At 59.5% G+C, this 14260-nt stretch carries 11 protein-coding genes; 8 read left to right on the top strand and 3 right to left on the bottom strand.

Features of this window, described 5'->3' with window-relative positions; genetic code table 11:
• Positions 1-93: 93 nt before the first annotated feature.
• The 3 genes from yidC to rpmH all read right to left on the bottom strand — a co-directional run bounded on the left by yidC (position 94) and on the right by rpmH (position 2429).
• Complete coding sequence (gene yidC / locus DOM27_RS01420) at positions 94-1794, bottom strand: membrane protein insertase YidC (protein WP_110654282.1); 1701 nt, start codon at positions 1792-1794, stop codon at positions 94-96.
• Positions 1795-1899: 105 nt separating this feature from the next.
• Positions 1900-2283: a ribonuclease P protein component gene (gene rnpA / locus DOM27_RS01415; protein WP_110654281.1), complete on the bottom strand. Its 384-nt coding sequence runs from the start codon at positions 2281-2283 to the stop codon at positions 1900-1902.
• Positions 2284-2294: 11 nt separating this feature from the next.
• Positions 2295-2429, bottom strand: coding sequence for a 50S ribosomal protein L34 (gene rpmH, locus DOM27_RS01410; protein WP_011508608.1), 135 nt, complete (start codon positions 2427-2429; stop codon positions 2295-2297).
• Between the two features lie 594 nt (positions 2430-3023).
• On the opposite strand from rpmH, the gene dnaA reads away from it, so the two are divergent.
• The 8 genes from dnaA to DOM27_RS01370 all read left to right on the top strand — a co-directional run bounded on the left by dnaA (position 3024) and on the right by DOM27_RS01370 (position 14245).
• The gene (dnaA, locus tag DOM27_RS01405) at positions 3024-4499 is read left to right on the top strand and encodes a chromosomal replication initiator protein DnaA (protein WP_110654280.1); all 1476 of its coding nucleotides are present in this window, start codon (positions 3024-3026) and stop codon (positions 4497-4499) included.
• A 185-nt stretch (positions 4500-4684) separates the two neighbouring features.
• Positions 4685-5788, top strand: a complete 1104-nt coding sequence (dnaN, locus tag DOM27_RS01400) for a DNA polymerase III subunit beta (RefSeq protein ID WP_110654279.1) — start codon at positions 4685-4687, stop codon at positions 5786-5788.
• A 195-nt stretch (positions 5789-5983) separates the two neighbouring features.
• The gene (gene recF / locus DOM27_RS01395; RefSeq protein ID WP_110654278.1) at positions 5984-7069 is read left to right on the top strand and encodes a DNA replication/repair protein RecF; all 1086 of its coding nucleotides are present in this window, start codon (positions 5984-5986) and stop codon (positions 7067-7069) included.
• Between the two features lie 19 nt (positions 7070-7088).
• Complete coding sequence (gene gyrB / locus DOM27_RS01390; RefSeq protein ID WP_110654277.1) at positions 7089-9503, top strand: DNA topoisomerase (ATP-hydrolyzing) subunit B; 2415 nt, start codon at positions 7089-7091, stop codon at positions 9501-9503.
• A 455-nt stretch (positions 9504-9958) separates the two neighbouring features.
• Complete coding sequence (locus DOM27_RS01385; RefSeq protein ID WP_223162252.1) at positions 9959-11251, top strand: ABC transporter substrate-binding protein; 1293 nt, start codon at positions 9959-9961, stop codon at positions 11249-11251.
• A gap of 54 nt (positions 11252-11305) precedes the next feature.
• On the top strand, positions 11306-12211 hold the full coding sequence (locus DOM27_RS01380; protein ID WP_110654276.1) for a carbohydrate ABC transporter permease: 906 nt from the start codon (positions 11306-11308) through the stop codon (positions 12209-12211).
• A complete protein-coding gene (locus tag DOM27_RS01375; protein ID WP_110654275.1) occupies positions 12208-13083 on the top strand; it encodes a carbohydrate ABC transporter permease in 876 nt (291 codons plus the stop codon). Before DOM27_RS01380 ends, DOM27_RS01375 begins: the two co-directional genes overlap by 4 nt.
• A 7-nt stretch (positions 13084-13090) precedes the next feature.
• Positions 13091-14245 (top strand): ABC transporter ATP-binding protein, encoded by a 1155-nt coding sequence (locus tag DOM27_RS01370; protein WP_110654274.1) that lies wholly within the window; start codon positions 13091-13093, stop codon positions 14243-14245.
• Positions 14246-14260 lie beyond the last annotated feature (15 nt).

Here is a 14260-nt window from a genome sequence, read left to right as displayed (position 1 = left end):
TGCGGAAGCGGATATTGTCCGAGGGTGGGTATTGAAACGCCAGACCCCCGCCGAAGCGAGGGTCTGGACGTTGCGGCAAGCTTGGATCAAGCGTCAGCCTTTGGCTTTTACTACCTTACCGCCACCCGCATCGTCCTTCATCACCTTGTTGGTAATGAACCACTGCTGCAGGATCGAGATGCTGTTGTTCACGACCCAGTAGATCACCAGACCGGCCGGGAACCACAGGAAGAAGAAGGTGAAGACGATCGGCAGCATCTTCATGATCTTCGCCTGCATTGGGTCCGGGGGCGTCGGGTTCAGGAACTGCTGGAGCAACATGGTGCCGCCCATGATGATCGGCAGGATGAAGTACGGATCCTTGGCCGACAGATCCTGGATCCACAGCATGAACGGCGCGTGGCGCAGTTCTACGGATTCCATCAGCATCCAGTAGAGCGCGATGAACACCGGCATCTGAATGACCATCGGCAGGCAGCCGCCCAGAGGATTGATCTTCTCCTTCTGGTAGAACTTCATCATCTCCTGCGACATGCGCTGGCGATCATCGCCATACTGTTCCTTGAGCCGTTTCATCTCGGGGCCCATCTTGCGCATCCGTGCCATCGACTTGTAGGCCTTGGCCGCGAGCGGGAACAGCACGATCTTGACGCAGACGGTCAGCAGGACGATGGACCAACCCCAGTTGCCGATCAGGCCATGGATCTTGGTCAGCAGCCAGAACAGCGGATTGGCCAGGAACCACAGCCAGCCGAAGTCGACGGTCAATTCCAGATTCGGCGCCACGGCCTCGAGACGATCCTGCACCTTCGGTCCCACGAACAGCGTGGCCGCGAGCGTCGTCTGCCCACCCGGCTCGATAGTCTGGTTGGGACCAGCGAAGGCGGCTACGGTGCGGTCGCGATTGTCGACGTTGCCGTAATAAAGATTCTGCTGATCCGGATTCGGCACCCAGGCAGAGGTGAAGTAGTGCTGAATCACCGCGACCCAGCCTCCTTTCACATCTCGATTCTGGAAATCACCGTCGCGGATATCGTCAAACTTGACCTTGCTGTAGTGCTCGTCCGGCGAGGAGAACGCGGCGCCCAGGAACGAGTGCATGCCGACACCCGAACCGCTGGCCGGATCGGCGCTCTGATCACGCGCCAACTGGCCAATGAAGCGTGCGGTGACCGGCTGCTGGCTCTCGTTATCGATCAGGTATTCGACCTTGACCGCGTAGTCATCGCGATTGATGACGAAGCGCTTGACGATATCGACACCGTTGACGCTGCCGTGCAGGTCGACGTTGATCGAGTTCTCACCTTCGCTGAGCTGGTAGCTGTTCTGATCGGCGGTAAAGGGAATGCGACCTGAATGCCCCTCAATCTGCAGGCCGGACTTGGCGACGTAACTGCGCACCTTGTTGTCGCTGAGCAGTACGAAAGGGGTATTGGAGTCGAGGGCTTGATCATGGCCGAATAGCGCCGCATAGACGATGTCGCCGCCGTTGGGATTGATGCGCAGATCGAGCACATCGCTCTGGACCTGGATCAAATTGCTGCCTTGGGCGGCGTCGGCGTTGGCCGGCATGTCGTCTTGGATCGGCTTTGCCTTGCCGTCGCTGTCCGTCGGTACAGAAAGAGAACCGACGTTATCACCGTCGTCACCGTTATGGCTGCCACCCGATGAAGCCGCCATCTCCGGCGCCGGGTTGTTCACCACGTTCTGACCATAGTCCTGATTCCACTGCATGATCAGCAGATAGGCCAACACGGCCAGGGGAATCACGAAAAGGAGGCGTTTCAAATCCATATTGGGGTCTGCCCGGTAAGGGAATGGGTCAGTGGGCGCCGGGCATCGGCGATTGACCGGCAACATTCGCCGGTGCTCCCCGGCTTTCGACGCGGGGGTGGCCGATCAAGAAGACGAAACGTCCTGATGCGCCTGACGAGCGGACTTTTCCAGGCGTCGCCACATGCCATTGAGCTGGCGGGAGACGCTGGCATTATCCTGCTCGTGCAACCCTCGTCGAGCGAGTATGACGATATCCACCGCCGGTAAACGATGCTGTTGATGGCGGATGGATTCGCGCACAAGGCGCTTGAGGCGATTGCGGTCGACGGCACGGCGCACGTTCTTCTTGCTGAAGATCAACCCGATCCGCGGATGGCCCAGCGCGTTGGGACGGGCCAACGCCAGTATTCCTTTACCGTGGACCTTATAGGGAGCGTGGTCGAAAACGTGCTTGTAGTCCCCGGCATTCAGCAAGCGCAGTTGCCGAGGAAAACGCTGATCGGACACCCGGCGTCCGATCAGGCGCTCAGACGCTTACGGCCTTTGGCGCGACGGCGAGCAAGAACTTGACGGCCATTCTTGGTGGCCATGCGGGCGCGAAAACCGTGGACGCGCTTGCGCTTCAGAACGCTGGGCTGAAAGGTGCGTTTCATAGCTGCTGATTCCCAATTAGTTGATTTCTAAAGAAAACGGGTTGAAGCGGGGTGCCCGGCACGCGCAACGAGAGCGGGCTCACTCGACTCAAGAGCGGGAATTCTAGTGAATCCGTAGTTCGGGTGCAATTTTTCCGTGAATTATCCACACCCAGGTTGTTCCTGAATGGCGGTCTGCCGAACCGGATTTTGGGGTGCTGTCGAGGCTCGCTGTTACCAGGGACCGGGTTTTCTTCGATTGATCGATCGACCGGCGAGATCGGGGTTTCGAGAGGCTGTCAATCACACCATGTGGTTAACAATGGGGATAACAGTTGTGAACAACCCTATTTTTTTCTTATAAAATAGTGGCTTATTGTTTTAATTGGCTTGTGGGGAAAGTGCTTGTAGGCGGTGTACAGGGCGGGGATGGATGGACGACAGGAACTTTTCCAACACAGGGTTTTATCGATGTGTCCCTCCGCGGTACCGTAAAATCCACAGGGTTGTCATCCTGTTGTCCGCCAGGTTATCCANNTGGATAACCTGGCGGGCCGACGCTACAATGTGCGGCCGTTTTTTCGATTCCATTCTCTCAACGTTCGGTGAGGTCGTGTGTCTGTCGCTCTCTGGCAACAATGTCTGAACTCGCTGCAGGATGAATTGAGCTCTCAGCAATTCAATACTTGGATTCGTCCTCTGCAGGCAGAGGATGGCGAAATGGACGAACTCTGTCTTCTTGCCCCCAATCGCTTCGTCCGTGATTGGGTCAGCGACAAGTATTTGAAACGCATCAATGAGCTGCTGCGCGAATCTGCGTCCAGCAGCAAACCCCCCAAGGTGCAGCTGACGGTCGGCAGTCGCAGGGCAGCGGCAGTGTCGCCGCGCGATCTGGGCGCACCGGTTTCTGCACCCAGCCGCCCGCCCCAGCGGCCGGCGGCGGCTCCCAGCGTGCAGACTGCCCCGCGTTCGAGTGAAGCGGCGGAAGAGCGCCAACTCGACCGATCTCGTGAAGAGAGCGGGCGGCGAGGCAGAGAGCGCCAAGTCCAGGTCGAAGGTGGACTCAAGCACGGCAATGGCCTCAATTCTAACTTCACCTTCGAAACTTTCGTCGAGGGTAAGTCGAACCAGTTGGCGCGTGCCGCCTCGCGCCAGGTCTCGGAAAATCCCGGCGGTGCCTACAATCCGCTATTTCTCTACGGTGGCGTGGGGCTGGGCAAGACTCACCTGATGCACGCAGTAGGCAATCATCTGGCAGGGTTACGGGACAACGCCAAGGTCGTCTACCTTCACTCCGAGCGTTTCGTCGCTGACATGGTCAAGGCGTTGCAGCTCAATGCGATCAACGATTTCAAGCGTTTTTACCGCAGCGTTGACGCGTTACTGATCGACGACATTCAGTTCTTCGCTGGCAAGGAGCGGTCCCAGGAGGAGTTTTTCCACACGTTCAACGCCCTGCTGGAAGGCGGGCAGCAAATGATCCTGACCTCGGATCGCTATCCCAAGGAGATCAGCGGCGTCGAAGAGCGCTTGAAATCCCGTTTCGGTTGGGGATTGACGGTGGCGATCGAACCGCCGGAGCTCGAAACGCGCGTCGCTATCCTGATGAAAAAGGCCGATCAGGCCAAGGTCGACCTTCCTCACGATGCAGCGTTCTTCATTGCGCAGAAGATTCGGTCCAACGTGCGCGAGCTGGAAGGAGCGCTCAAGAAGGTGATCGCCGATTCCCACTTCATGGGCAAGACGATCACCCAGGATTTCATTCGCGAATCGCTTAAGGACCTGCTGGCGCTGCAGGACAAGCAGGTCGGCATCGAAAACATCCAGCGCACGGTAGCGGAGTACTACAAGATCAAGCTGGCCGATCTGCTCTCCAAGCGCCGCTCGCGTTCTGTGGCGCGACCACGTCAGGTGGCGATGGCGCTGGCCAAGGAGCTGACCAATCACAGCCTGCCGGAAATCGGCGATGCTTTCGGCGGACGTGATCACACCACCGTGTTGCACGCCTGTCGCAAGGTCGTGGCGCTGAAGGAAGAGAGCGCGGACATTCGCGAGGACTACAAGAATCTGATGCGATTGTTGACGAGTTGAGTCGCCGCGCTGCGAATTCGACCTCGACAGGGATTGCGGGCGGCGTCCGGCGAGGCAAGAATGGGACGGCACGGCCCGACAGCCTTCACCGCCCAGCCCATTTCAGGATGGACCCGATCCAGATTCGTCGATCCTGTTGAGGCGTATTGATTTCAGCTCAGATTTATTCCAACTACGGAGCCCCAATGAAATTTTCCATCTCTCGCGAAGCCCTGCTGCGCCCGCTGACACTGGTGGCCGGGGTGGTAGAGCGCCGTCAGACGCTGCCGGTGCTCTCCAATGTGCTGATCGAAGTCCAGGACAATCAGCTGGCGCTGACCGGCACCGATCTCGAGGTGGAATTGATCGGCCGTGCCACGCCGGCGCTGGTCGATGAGCCCGGTTCCGTGACCGTTCCGGCACGCAAGCTGATGGACATCTGCAAGTCGCTGCCGGATCAGTCGGATATCAGTTTTTCGCTGGAAGACGGGCGGGTCGTGCTACGCGCCGGGCGCTCTCGTTTCACGCTTTCTACGCTGCCGGTGGCCGAGTTCCCCAACATCGAGGACGGCCAGAACGACACGACATTGTCGCTGCCGCGGGGCACGTTGAAGTATCTGATCGATGCGACGTCGTTCGCCATGGCCCAGCAGGACGTACGCTATTACCTCAATGGCATGTTGCTGGAACTGGCCGATCATCTGGTGCGTACGGTGGCCACCGACGGCCACCGTCTGGCGGTTTGCGAACGCAGCGCCGACATCGAAATGGAAGCGTCGCGCAAGCTGATCGTGCCGCGCAAGGGCGTGCTGGAACTGACGCGCCTGCTCGATGGCAGTGACGAGCCGGTCGAACTGATGCTGGGCTCCAACCACATCCGCGCCAACACCGGTGAGTTTACCTTCACGTCCAAGCTGGTCGACGGCAAGTTCCCCGATTACGACCGCGTCATCCCCAAGGGCGGCGACAAGGTGTTTATCGCCGAACGCGGCGAGCTGCGCCAGAATCTGGCGCGTACCGCGATTCTCTCCAACGAGAAATACCGCGGCGTGCGTCTCCACCTCGAGGAGAACAACCTCAAGGTGATGGCCAATAACCCTGAGCAGGAAGAGGCCGAAGAGAACGTCAGCATCGAGTATTCGGGCGACGCGCTGGAGATCGGCTTCAACGTCGGTTATCTGATCGACGTGCTCAACGTGCTGGATGCCGATCGCATGCAGATGACGCTCTCGGATTCCAACAGCAGCGCGCTGATGGAAGAGCCGGGCGGTGGGGATGCCCGCTATGTCGTCATGCCGATGCGCCTCTGATGAACGGTAATGCCTGCGCGCGCGAACCACTTTGTTGCACGCCCCCCGGCAAGCTCGCCTAACCCCGTTGTTATGTCTCGCTTGCCGGGTGCCGGGTGCCGGGTGCCGGGTGCCGCGTGTCTCATCGCGCTCACCGATTACCCGCGACGTGGATAACGACCCCCGGCGGCACGCCTTCCGAAAAATTGGATTTCCATGCCGCTTGATCGATTGAACTTCCAAGGCCTGCGTAATCTTGGTGCGCTGGAAATGTCGCCGGGGCCGCATATCAATCTGATCAGCGGTGCCAACGGCAGCGGCAAGACGTCGCTGCTGGAGGGCATTCACGTTCTCGGCATGGCGCGCTCCTTTCGGACTCAGAAACTCAAGTCGCTGATCGATCACGACGCTGAAGAGACCACGCTGTTCGGCCGGCTAGCGGGTGATCCGCCGCTGCCGATCGGGGTGCGTCGGCGGCGTGATAGCGCCGAGCTCGACATTCGAGTCAACGGAGAGCGCGCCGCCAGAATTACTCAGCTCGCCGAAGCGCTGCCGTTACAGCTGATCAACCCCGATGCCTTTCGTCTTCTCGAGGGCTCACCGGCGTCACGGCGCGAGTTTCTCGACTGGGGCGTGTTCCACGCTGAACAGGACTTTCTGGACGGCTGGAAACGCGTCAGAAGGGCCTTGAAACATCGGAATGCGCTGCTCAGGCATGATAGAATCGATGTTCAGTCGATACGTATCTGGGAGCGTGAACTGGCGCACTGGAGCGAGCGTCTGGATAGCCTGCGCGAGGGCTATATGGCGCGCTTCGCGCCGGTTTTCGAGAAGACCCTGGCGGCGCTGTTGCCGTTACCGGATCTGACCTTGCGCTACTCGCGGGGCTGGGATCGCCAGCGCGCCTTGCTGGAGGTTTTCGAGACCGGACGCGATACCGATCGCCAGATGGGTTTTACCCAGCAGGGGCCACAGCGTGCCGACCTGCGTATTCGCGTCGGGCGACATGCGGCGGTTGAAGTGCTTTCGCGCGGCCAGCAGAAGCTGGTCGTCAGCGCATTGAAGCTTGCCCAGGGACAGCTGCTAGAACAGTCGAGTGGCCGCACCTGTCTTTACTTGATCGATGACCTGCCGGCGGAACTCGACGGCGACCATCGGCGGATCTTCTGCCAATGGCTCGAGCAGCTCAACTGCCAGGTCTTCATCACCAGCGTCGATCGCGAGGCGCTGGCCGACGTCTGGCAGCCAGACACGGACGTGGTGGCATCGCAACTCGCCGGCGGACGGCTGTATTCGGAATGATTTCACCACGGAGTGAGCAATGAGCGAACAGGCCTACGATTCATCGAGCATCAAGGTCCTCAAGGGACTGGACGCGGTGCGCAAGCGCCCCGGCATGTACATCGGCGATACCGATGACGGTACCGGGCTGCACCACATGGTGTTCGAGGTCGTCGACAACTCCATCGACGAAGCGCTGGCCGGTCATTGCAGCGAGATCCGGATCGTCATCCATCCGGACGAGTCGATTACCGTTTCCGACGACGGCCGCGGGATCCCCACGGATATTCACGACGAGGGTGTTTCTGCGGCCGAAGTGATCATGACCGTGCTGCACGCCGGGGGTAAGTTCGACGATAACTCCTACAAGGTTTCAGGCGGTCTGCACGGTGTCGGAATCTCGGTGGTCAACGCGCTCTCCGAGCAGCTCAAGCTGGTCATCTGGCGTAACAATCAGGTTCACGAGCAGATCTATCAGCATGGTGTACCGCAGGCACCACTGGCGATCGTCGGCGATACCGAAAAATCCGGTACCCAGATCAGCTTCAAGCCGTCGAGCGACACCTTCGCCAATATCGAATTTCATTACGATATTCTTGCCAAGCGTCTGCGCGAGCTGTCATTTCTGAACTCCGGCGTGGCCATCCGGCTGGTCGACGAGCGCGACGGTCGGGAAGAGCTGTTCCACTACGAAGGCGGTCTCAAGGCGTTCGTCGATCACCTCAATACCAACCGCACCGCCATCAACCCGGTCTTCCACTTCGAGATGCAGCGCGAAGACGGTATCGCCGTGGAAGTGGCGATGCAGTGGAACGACACCTTCACCGAAAATGTCTTCTGCTATACCAACAACATCCCGCAGCGCGATGGCGGCACCCACATGGCGGGATTCCGCGCGGCACTGACGCGTACGCTCAACAGCTACATCGAAGCGGAAGACATCCAGAAGAAGGCCAAGGTCGCCACGGCGGGCGATGACGCGCGTGAAGGGCTGACCGCGATCATCTCGGTCAAGGTCCCGGATCCCAAGTTCTCCTCGCAGACCAAGGACAAGCTGGTCTCCTCCGAGGTCAAGACGGCCGTCGATCAGGAGCTGAGCCGACAGTTCTCCGATTATCTGATCGAGCATCCCAACGAAGCCAAGGCGATCGTCAGCAAGATGATCGATGCGGCGCGTGCGCGCGAAGCCGCGCGCAAGGCCCGCGACATGACGCGGCGCAAGGGTGCACTGGATATCGCCGGGCTGCCGGGCAAGCTGGCCGACTGTCAGGAGAAGGATCCGAGTCTTTCCGAACTCTACCTGGTCGAGGGTGATTCGGCCGGCGGCAGCGCCAAGCAGGGTCGCGATCGGCGTACCCAGGCGATCCTGCCGCTGAAAGGCAAGATCTTGAACGTCGAGAAGGCGCGCTTCGACAAGATGCTGTCGTCGGCCGAGGTCGGCACGCTGATTACCGCGCTGGGCTGCGGGATCGGTCGTGAAGAGTTCAACCCGGACAAGCTGCGCTACCACTCGATCATCATCATGACCGATGCCGACGTCGACGGATCGCACATCCGCACGCTGCTGCTGACCTTCTTCTTCCGCCAGATGCCGGAACTGATCGAGCGTGGCCATGTGTTCATCGCTCAGCCACCGCTCTACAAGATCAAGCGCGGCAAGCAGGAGATGTATCTGAAGGACGAGCAGGCGATGACCGATTACCTGACCGCCACCGCACTGGATGGGGGGCGACTTTACGTCAACGCCGATGCCCCGGGGATTGGTGGTGAGCATCTGGAGTCGCTGGTCAACCAGTACCGTGATGTGATGAAGCGGATCGATCGCCTGTCGCGAGTCTATCCCAATACCGTACTGCGCAAGATGGTCCATGCCGTCAAGCTCGACGAGAGCAATCTCGACGACCGCAACACCATGCAGACCTGGATCGATGAGCTCCAGGTAGCGATGGATTCGTTGATCGCCCATGAGGGAGGACCGCGCTATACCTTCCAACTGGAAGAAGATACCGAGCGCGGCCTATGGCTGCCGAGTGTCGCGTTGACCGCCCACGGCGTGACCACTGACTACAGCTGGGGCATCGATTTCTTCCGTAGCGTCGACTACCGGGCACTGGCCGACCTGGGAGAGACCCTGGACGGCCTGATCGAAGAGGGTGCCTATATCGCCCGCGGCGAACGACAGAAGCCGGTCGACAACTTCTACGATGCGCTCGAGTGGCTGATGCTGGAAGCCCAACGGGGTCTCAGCATTCAGCGCTACAAGGGGCTGGGCGAAATGAACCCGGACCAGCTGTGGGAGACCACCATGGACCCTGGTTCTCGTCGCATGTTGCGCGTCACCATTGAGGACGCTGTCGCTGCCGATCAGATGTTCAACACTCTGATGGGTGACGAAGTCGAACCGCGGCGAGACTTTATCGAACGTTTCGCCCTGGTGGCCAATCTGGACGTGTAAGGCGAGGTCGGGACGATAAGATTGAGGCCCGGCTATACTAAGCTGAGGCTGGTATTTAACTGACCAGGCAGAATAAGTTCGGTAAACAGAGCGGCTCATCCTTTTCGGATGAGCCGCTTTTTTATGCGTTGTTTCATGGTGTGTTATTAATGCTCAATCACCAGTTTTTCAGATATCGGCGCAGGGGTTGGCAAGTCGATGAGTCCCCATGACATCGCCTATTAGTCGATGCGACTTAGGGGGTAAACCCAGGTGCTACTCACCGCCAACCCGCGCCATTCTGCGTAACGGGGTCTGCTAACCGAGCGCTGAGCGACTGCATGTGCGTCCATGGTTGTATTGTTAGGTAAATGCAGTTAGGTAATAGTCTCAATTATCCCACTTGGTGCGCCAGATGAGGTGGGTCGTTTCGTAAAAGAACTAGATGTTGCCCCAACAAGAAGAGGAATTAAGGGATGCACAGCAATCACAACAGGACCCTCGTCAATCGTCTGGGATTTGCGCTACTTCCATTCGCTTTAGCGCTATCCACCAATACGATGGCGGCTGATACTTCAACGGATAATCAGGTCGAAGTTCTCAACTGGTGGACGTCGGGAAGTGAGGCCAAAGCGCTGGGTGCGCTGAAAGAGGGTCTGGCGGATCAGGATATCGGTTGGAAGAACATGCCGGTTGCGGGAGGCGCCGGTACCAATGCGATGGCCGTTCTCCGTTCGCGCATCACCTCGGGCAATCCACCGACGGCGGCGCAAGTTCTTGGTTACGATGCACAGGACTGGGCCAAACGGGATGCACTGAGTTCGCTCGACGATGTTGCCAAGGCAGGAAAATGGGACGAGGTCTTTCCGCAGCCGCTGCAGGAATTCGCCAAGTACGAAGGTCACTGGATTGGGGCGCCGTTCGAGATCCATTCCACCAACTGGGTCTGGGCCAACAAACCATTGATGGATGAGTTGGGCATCGAACAGCCCAAGACCTGGGATGATTTCATTGCGTCATTGAAGAAGGCCAAGGATGCGGGCTACACCGGCCTGGCCTATGGCGGTCAGCCGTGGCAGGACACTACGGTGTTCGAGAACGTGGTGCTGGCGACCGGCGGTGCTGATTTCTATCGCCAGGCGCTGATCAATCTCGATCCCAAGGCGCTCGATTCCGACACCATGACGCAGTCGTTCGACCATCTCCGCGAACTGCTGAAGTACAAGGATGACAACTCCCCCGGCCGCGACTGGAACCTGGCCACGGCGATGGTGATCAACGGCAAGGCGCTCTATCAGATCATGGGTGACTGGGCGAAGGGTGAGTTCCTCAACGCCAATCTCGAGCCGGGCAAGGATTTCATGTGCTTCCGCACCCCGGGCACGCAGGATGCCGTGACCTTCAACAGCGATCTGATGATCATGTTCGATACCGATGACGGCGATCAGCAGAAGATGCAGCAGACCATGGCCAAGATCATCGGCTCACCCGAGTTCCAGATCGCTTTCAGCCAGATCAAGGGCTCGGTGCCGGCGCGTATGGACCTCTCTGCCGACAAACTCGATGCCTGCGCTCAACGCGGTTACGAGCAGGTCAAGTCGGCCGCGAAGAACCACACGCTGATGGGTAGCCTGGCGCATGGTTACGCCGCGCCGGCGTCGGTGAAGAACGCCGTCTTCGACATCATCTCGTCATTCGTCAACAGTGACATGCCAAGCGATGTCGCCGCCGAACAGCTGGCGATGGCGGTCAAGAGCGCAACGTCCTGATGATCGGCCCCGCCCACTGGCGGGGCTTCTCATTCACGAATCGAGAGTGATCCGATGTCCAATGCTTCCCCGGATCGGGACGGTGGAGCGCGGGAACGGCTTCAGCGCTGGCTGCCCAAGCTGGTGTTGTCGCCTTCCTGTGTCCTGGTTCTGTTCTTCGTCTACGGCTTCATAGCCTGGACCAGCTACATCTCGTTCAGCGACTCCGGCATGATGCCGGATTACACCTGGGTCGGACTCCATCAGTGGTCGCGGTTGTGGACCTCCTGGACCTGGGGCATCGCGCTGCACAATATCTGGGTCTTCGGACTTCTCTACATCGTCAGCTGTATCGTGCTGGGCCTAGTGCTGGCGATTTTGCTCGATCAGCGCATCCGGGCCGAAGGCGTACTGCGCACCATCTATCTCTACCCGATGGCGCTCTCTTTCATCGTCACCGGTACCGCCTGGCAGTGGTTTCTCAATCCCGGACTGGGGTTGGAAAAGACCATGCATGACCTGGGCTGGCAGAGTTTCAGCTTCAACTGGTTGATCGATTCCAACATGGCGATCTATACGGTGGTGATCGCTGCGGTATGGCAGGCGACGGGTTTCGTCATGGCGATGTTCCTGGCGGGCCTGCGCGGCATCGACGGCGAGATGATCAAGGCTGCCCAGATCGACGGCGCGCCGGCCTGGAAGATCTATGCGCGCATCATCATTCCCCAGCTGCGACCGGTCTTCATGAGCGCGGTCGTGGTACTGGCGCATCTGGCAATCAAGAGTTTCGACCTGATCGTAGCGATGACCGGCGGCGGGCCGGGCAATGCCACGGCGGTACCGGCGACCTTCATGTACTCCTACGCCTTTTCGCGCAACGAGATGGGCATCGCCGCGGCCAGCGCGGTGTTCATGCTGGCGGTGATCGCAGCGCTGATCATCCCCTATCTCTACTCCGAGCTTCGGGAGCCTCGATCATGAGTGCCGCATCTCCCACCGTACGTCAGGGCGCTGCTACGCGGGCCATTCTCTACGCCATTCTGCTGGTGTTTGCGGTCATCTATCTGCTGCCGCTCTACGTGATGCTGACCACGTCGTTCAAGACGCTGGATGAGATCCATCAGGGCAACATGCTGGCGCTGCCCGGCGAATGGACATTCGCTCCTTGGCGGGAAGCGTGGGGAAGCGCCTGCATCGGTCTCGAATGCGAAGGGGTGCACGGCTACTTCTTCAACAGCATCAAGATCGTGATACCTGCGGTATTGATCTCAGGCCTGCTGGGCGCGTTCAACGGTTACGTATTGACCAAGTGGAAGTTTCGCGGCCACAAGATCGTGTTCGGACTGATACTGTTCAGCTGCTTCATTCCGTTCCAGATCATTCTGCTGCCGATGGCTCGTATGCTGGGAATTCTGCATCTGGCCAACAGTACATGGGGCCTGGTGCTCGTCCACATCGTTTACGGTATCGGATTCACCACGCTGTTCTTTCGCAACTTCTACGCCAGCTTTCCGGATGAACTGGTAAGGGCGGCGCAGCTCGATGGTGCCGGATTTTTCGTCATCTTCTTCCGGATTCTGCTGCCAGCGTCGATACCGATCATCGTGGTCACGATCATCTGGCAGTTCACCAACGTCTGGAACGACTTCCTGTTCGGCGTCTCGTTCGCCTCCGGCGACAGTGCACCGATCACGGTGGCACTCAATAATCTGGTCAATAGCTCCACGGGAGTGAAGGCCTATAACGTCAACATGGCGGCGGCGATGGTGGCGGCGGTGCCGACGCTCATCGTCTATATCCTCGCGGGCAAGTATTTCCTGCGCGGGTTGATGTCGGGATCGGTCAAGGGCTGAGGATCACATGAGCTTTCTGCATATCAATAACGTTCACAAGCGCTTCGGCGAGACCCATGTCCTCAAGGGCATCGATATCTCGATCGAGCAGGGTGACTTTCTGGTCCTGGTGGGGCCGTCGGGCTGTGGCAAGTCGACGCTCCTGAACATGATCGCCGGACTCGATTCGATCAGCGAGGGCGAGCTGCTGCTCGACGGCCGGTGTATCAATGACGTGCATCCGTCACGGCGCGACATTGCCATGGTGTTCCAGTCCTACGCGCTCTACCCGAGCATGACGGTGGCGGGCAACATCGGCTTCGGGCTGGAGATGCGCAAGGTCCCGCGCAAGGAGCGTCGTGAAGCGGTCGACCGAGTCGCCAAGCTGCTGCAGATCGAGAACCTGCTTGATCGCAAGCCGGGGCAGCTTTCCGGCGGGCAGCGCCAGCGCGTGGCGATGGGGCGGGCGCTGGTACGCGATCCGCAACTCTTCCTGTTCGACGAACCGTTGTCGAACCTGGATGCCAAGCTGCGCGTCGACATGCGCACTGAAATCAAGCAGCTCCATCAGCGTCTGGGGACCACGATCGTCTACGTTACCCACGACCAGATCGAGGCGATGACGCTGGCGTCGAGAATCGCCGTCATGCGCGGTGGCGAGCTCCAGCAGCTGGGCACGCCGCAGGCGGTCTACGACGATCCCAACAATCTGTTCGTCGCCGGTTTCATGGGCTCGCCATCGATGAATCTGATCGAGGCGCGGATCGTCGAGCGCGATGGCGTGCCGGTAGCGCAGGCGATAGCGGGCGACACCACCCTGACGCTGCCTATCGTGCGTGATCGCCAGGCTCTGCGTGACTGGTGCGATCGCGATGTCATCATAGGCTTGCGGCCCGAGGCGATCACCGATCCGGCTAGCGCCAATCACCGTGAGGGCAACATTCACGAGGCCGAACTGCCGGTCGAGCTGGTCGAGCCGACCGGCGCCGATCTCTACGTGGTGACGTCGCTCGGGGGCGCCCATATCAACGCCCGCATGCGCCCGGGTACGCCGCTACGTCCGGGCGAGCGGGCGAGATTCGCCTTCGACGTCTCGCGCATGGTGGTGTTCGATCCCGAGACCGAAGGCCGGATTCGCGACGAGCGTACTGCCGACGTCGGTGACGTTCTGGAGACCGCCTGAGGCTGGCACGTTGCC

This window comes from Salinicola halimionae (genome assembly GCF_003206065.1).
GTDB lineage: Bacteria > Pseudomonadota > Gammaproteobacteria > Pseudomonadales > Halomonadaceae > Salinicola > Salinicola halimionae.
This window is presented reverse-complemented; position numbering and strand designations above follow the sequence as displayed.

Bases quoted from the DNA above. Each gene is read 5' to 3' on its own strand.
- yidC (WP_110654282.1), bottom strand. From the start codon at position 1,794: ATGGATTTGAAACGCCTCCTTTTCGTGATTCCCCTGGCCGTGTTGGCC.
- rpmH (WP_011508608.1), bottom strand. From the start codon at position 2,429: ATGAAACGCACCTTTCAGCCCAGCGTTCTGAAGCGCAAGCGCGTCCAC.
- dnaN (WP_110654279.1), top strand. From the start codon at position 4,685: ATGAAATTTTCCATCTCTCGCGAAGCCCTGCTGCGCCCGCTGACACTG.
- recF (WP_110654278.1), top strand. From the start codon at position 5,984: ATGCCGCTTGATCGATTGAACTTCCAAGGCCTGCGTAATCTTGGTGCG.
- gyrB (WP_110654277.1), top strand. From the start codon at position 7,089: ATGAGCGAACAGGCCTACGATTCATCGAGCATCAAGGTCCTCAAGGGA.
- DOM27_RS01385 (WP_223162252.1), top strand. From the start codon at position 9,959: ATGCACAGCAATCACAACAGGACCCTCGTCAATCGTCTGGGATTTGCG.
- DOM27_RS01380 (WP_110654276.1), top strand. From the start codon at position 11,306: ATGTCCAATGCTTCCCCGGATCGGGACGGTGGAGCGCGGGAACGGCTT.
- DOM27_RS01375 (WP_110654275.1), top strand. From the start codon at position 12,208: ATGAGTGCCGCATCTCCCACCGTACGTCAGGGCGCTGCTACGCGGGCC.
- DOM27_RS01370 (WP_110654274.1), top strand. From the start codon at position 13,091: ATGAGCTTTCTGCATATCAATAACGTTCACAAGCGCTTCGGCGAGACC.